The 3,327-nt window shown below is 54.0% G+C and carries 4 protein-coding genes; 2 read left to right on the top strand and 2 right to left on the bottom strand.

The features are described 5' to 3' along the window. Positions 1-854: MobA/MobL family protein (locus ACXJKH_RS17265; protein ID WP_457321156.1), on the bottom strand; the 854-nt coding region annotated here is incomplete at its 3' end. 238 nt (positions 855-1,092) lie between these two features. Here ACXJKH_RS17265 and ACXJKH_RS17270 point away from each other — a divergent pair. Both ACXJKH_RS17270 and ACXJKH_RS17275 read left to right on the top strand, forming a co-directional pair. Next, entirely contained in the window at positions 1,093-1,551 is a 459-nt protein-coding gene (locus ACXJKH_RS17270) for a hypothetical protein (RefSeq protein WP_457321158.1), read from the top strand. A gap of 43 nt (positions 1,552-1,594) precedes the next feature. Beyond that, positions 1,595-2,671, top strand: a complete 1,077-nt coding sequence (locus ACXJKH_RS17275) for a hypothetical protein (protein WP_457321160.1) — start codon at positions 1,595-1,597, stop codon at positions 2,669-2,671. Positions 2,672-2,856: 185 nt separating this feature from the next. On the opposite strand, the gene ACXJKH_RS17280 is transcribed toward ACXJKH_RS17275, so the two are convergent. Then, a partial coding sequence (locus tag ACXJKH_RS17280; RefSeq protein WP_457321162.1) for a hypothetical protein occupies positions 2,857-3,327 on the bottom strand: 471 nt, incomplete at its 5' end.

The raw sequence follows: 3,327 nt of genomic DNA on the forward strand, positions 1-3,327 counted from the left end.
ATTGACTGAGCTTCGCCGTCCATACCTGCACTGATCTCTCTATCACTCAGAGAGCCTGCTAACGGAGACGGCGCAAGCTCGATGCCGCTCGCAACCGCGTTGATCGCTCCGACGCCTTTGTCTCGGCGCGCCTGCTCAGATGTGTGCCCCTCAGGGATTGCCACAAGGCTGCCTGCCTTACGGTAGTGCTCCAAGAGCTGCTCAAAGCTCGCCAACCCTTTCACGAAGATCCTCTCATCTCGACGCACTGCAATTCGCTGGCTCAGTTCACTGCGATCTGCCTTCGCCTGAGCGGTGCTGTGGGCGGAATGGGAATGAATGCGGTCGGAGATCATGGCGCGTATCCACTCAATCTCGCCTTTGCCGTTGATACGCCCGTCCAGGACTCGCGTCTTGGCTGCCAGCCCAGAGGCCTCCATGCGCCTAGTGGTCGCCAACAGATGAGCGTAGAAGTAGCGAGGATCGTCCTTGGTTGGCCGGTGATGGCTCGCTTGTAGCGCAAAGCCATATCGCTTGATCAGTGCATGCGAGATGTCGAGAACCAGGTCCCAACGCTCGCGGTCATCGAGCTCGTGCGGCAAGGCAATGGTGAAATCACGGCAAACGGTACTGTTGCGGCGGCGCTCTGCCGCCTCTGCTGCGGCCCAGAGGCGTTGCGGGTCATTAGTCCAAGCGGGCGCCCCAGAGGGAGCCACGCAGCAGGCCTGGATGATTCCAGCCCTGCCCCGGTAGTCATGTTTGACGCCGGATCTGGGATCAGTGAGCAAGAATCCGCCCCGGTAGGCGGCGGCTGCGAGGGCGGAATGACCCTTAGCTCGGCTGTAAGTTTTGATGCGTGTGTGTTCGATAGTCATAAGGCTTCCAGTGTCTTAGTCCATTGGTTATGGCTCAAGATTTGAGAAGCGCAATAGCTCGAAAACACCTTATTTATAGTGCTTTTGTTGCCTGTTATGGTTCACGCTCGCACCTGATTGAACAAGAAGAACCGAGCATCACGAACGCTTCGGGTGCAGAAAACTTCTGTTACTTTACCAGGATGCCCGCCATGTAAAACCACCAATCGTTGACGAAGATCAAAACCCCGTTAGCCTAATGGAAAATAAGGGGATAAAGGTGGATAGAAAAAGAGTACAAGCAAGGCTTAGCCAGTTGGGAGTGGCACTTTCGAACGAGAAGAGCGAAAAAGGCTGGTTGACTCAAGCCATGCATGGCGGTGCATCGACACATTACTTCCCTAAGTTGTCGTCAGCTCTAGCGCATTGGGATGGAATTGCAATGTCGCACCTCGAGCACCGACACGTGATGGACCAAATTTTCAACCATACCTTTGATACAGGCAGCCAAGAAGAAAAAGAGCAATTTATTCGGTGGATTGAAGATGCTGACACGCCTCCGGAAGTCGCTTACCGTGCGGCGATTACGCCTTTTGAACTCCCAAAGAATTGGCGAAAATCTGCCAGCGCCATCTTCACACCAGACAAGCCTATTGACCGATCATGGGCAGACTACTACGCTCGTGAGAAGTTAGTCGCGCTGCTCTCAAAGAGCTAGCGAGCCGTTCGTCTTCAAAGAAAAGTGGACAAGGACCGTCAACGTGCAACCTCTGAAAAACTGGATAGAAGCCGAACTCGGCGTTCCGCCAAACTCGACATTGAATGCGCTGGCGGCTACGTTCCAGATGGCGCTGCTTGAACTGCAAAAAAATAACATCACAGCGGATCATGATGAAGAGACAATCACCGCAGCTATCCTGGGTGCYTTTACGGCAGTCGCTCCATTCTGCTGCTTAGCCTACCAGCCCGCTCCCTCACCACACCACCTTTGGGTGAGATATGCCAAAAGCGGCACCGGGCTGATGACAGAACCAGGACGCGGGGCTGATTTCGCGCTGGTCATTTGCATGCCGGATGGCAGTTTTCGCCTCTCCGTATTTCAGGCAAAAATGGATAAGGGAGCCGGAACGTTTTCAATCAGGCATATCTCGCCAGCGAGAGCAAACCCACCAAAGCTACCTGAACCACAGTTCCTGAGACTTGCTGATTACGGGCTCGATATACTAAATGACTTAGCAGACCCCAATATAAATCCAGTCTTTTCAAACCTACACTGGTTACATTATCTGGTTTACGAGAGCAATCAAATTCGCTGTAGCGCGATTACGAATCACCAGCCTACATATACGTTGATTAGCGCACAAAAGGCTGTAATTGTGAAAGCATGCGTAAATCTATGGGGGAACAATATTCAGAGCTTTCCGAAAGGATGGAAGGAAACGGTGGGAGGATTGTGGTCGCCCTTGGTTCTTCCTAATCAGCAAATACTCGGTAACGTTCTCTTCCACCAATTGCTAACGAAGGGCGCGGACGAGCTAGCAACACCCATTACAGGCTGGCTCATCCTAGATGACATCACCAAGGCACGCAAAGCAGTGGATATTCTAGCTGAACACATGCCCGTTTATAGCGCAAAAACCAGACCCGGCCCGAACCCAACGCCGTTTGGCCCTAACTCTTCACCATTAGGAACTAAGACATCCGTAAGGACGGCGAATGTGATGATCCCGGATGACTCCGCCCATCTTCCGCGCCAAACCGATCTAAGCGATGACGGAGCAGGGCTGGGATCAGAGAAACCGCAAGGCCCTAGGCGCGGGCCTGGCAATAAGAAATAGACACCCAACCGCACAAGCTGGACATTTGAAAGCAAGAGCGCCTCATCCGAAGAAATGCATCAGCGTGCAACTAACCACCGCGAGCGCTCAGCCAATTGCCAAATCGAACATACCGCAATCGGGAGACTTTTCCTGCCAGAAGATCTTGATGAATACGCTCTACAACTTTATTTTCGACTGACGAACTAACCATTCCAACGACGGCGCAAGAGCACGATCAAGTCCTCCACAATGCGTTGCGTGTCCATCGTTAGCGCCTGTCTGACCTGGTGGGCTGGCGTTAGGAGGACGGGCTCCTGGTGCTCTCCCTGCCGCCAGGGCACTTGCATGCTGTTTGGACTCGCCTCTTGTTCCGCCCGGGTCCGCCAAGCACCTGCATGCTCTCCGAGCAGCCGCACCGCAGGAACGACATGGCTAAGCCGTTCGGTTGGGTCGATATTAGCCAGAAGCCACACGGCGTAGCTGATCGCAGCTTCAAGCTTTCCGGTGATATCTTCTTCTACGACGACCGATAGCCCCATGCCGCACTCTGGTGGCGGAACAGGCAAACTGATCAGGAGATCCCCGTTGGGCCACAGTCGAACGGACGCGCCGTCACTACGCTGGCCTTTCTGGCCCAAGACAAGCGACTCGCCGGACAAGCCTGCCTGCATCCC

The organism is Stenotrophomonas sp. P5_B8 (genome assembly GCF_054049855.1).